Source organism: Sphingomonas sp. CCH15-F11, assembly GCF_001557005.1.
Classification (GTDB): domain Bacteria; phylum Pseudomonadota; class Alphaproteobacteria; order Sphingomonadales; family Sphingomonadaceae; genus Sphingomonas.
In genome coordinates, this window is the sequence record NZ_LSKG01000076.1 from 1 (window position 1) to 876 (window position 876).

The 876-nt window shown below is 64.2% G+C and carries 2 protein-coding genes; both read left to right on the forward strand.

The genetic code is table 11. The features are described from left to right. On the forward strand, nucleotides 1-576 hold a 576-nt coding region (locus AX709_RS07435; protein WP_066548313.1), incomplete at its 5' end, for a cytochrome c3 family protein. Further along, the coding region (locus AX709_RS07440) for a DUF1622 domain-containing protein (RefSeq protein WP_066548317.1) at nucleotides 563-876 on the forward strand (314 nt) is incomplete at its 3' end. The genes AX709_RS07435 and AX709_RS07440, both read left to right, overlap by 14 nt.

Below are 876 nucleotides of genomic sequence, written 5' to 3' on the forward strand. Positions count from 1 at the left end.
CACCAGTCCTTCGCCGGCCAATGCACGGCCTGCCACACGCCGGGCAAGGGCGTCGAAACCCGGACCTGTCTCACCTGCCATGCGGGCACGGATTTCGGGACGAAGCAGTCGACGCAGTTCCACGCGAAAGCGACGCAGTGCACCTCCTGCCACGTCGAACATGAGGGAGAGCGCGGCATCATCCGCATGGATCACGCCGCCTTGCTCGACATGGCAAAGTGGCGGCAGCCTTTGGCGGGCATGTCGACAAACATTCGAAGCGTGACCCCCGAGACCGCGCTCAATTGCGCAAGCTGCCATGCGTTCCGCGATCCGCACCAGGGCCTGTTCGGCACCGACTGCGCGAGCTGCCACAAGACCGACAGCTGGAAGATCGCCAATTACCGCCATCCATCGGTCAATTCGACGCAGTGCGCCGAGTGCCACAAGGCGCCGCCCAGTCACTTCATGGAGCATTTCAGCATGGTCTCGCAGCGCGCAGCCGGATCGAAAGCGCGCGTCGACCAATGCTATGCCTGTCACGCCACCGACAGCTTCAACAATATCCGCAAGCGAGGCTGGTATGATCACCATTGAGGCCGACTGGCTGAGCGCCTTCTTCCGGCTTGCGGTGATCGGCCTGGAACTGGCGGGCACGCTGACCATCCTCGTCGGCGCGGGGCTCGCAACCTTTCTGTTTGCGCGGCGGGCGAGGGCGGGCGACCGAACCGAGGCCTATAGCGCGTTCCGATCGGCGCTCGGCCGCAGCATCCTGCTCGGCCTGGAATTTCTGGTCGCCGGCGACATCGTCAAGTCGCTGGTGATCAACCCGACGCTCGACGATCTCATCGTGCTGGCCGGGCTTGTGCTGGTGCGGACCTTCCTGAGCATCTCGCT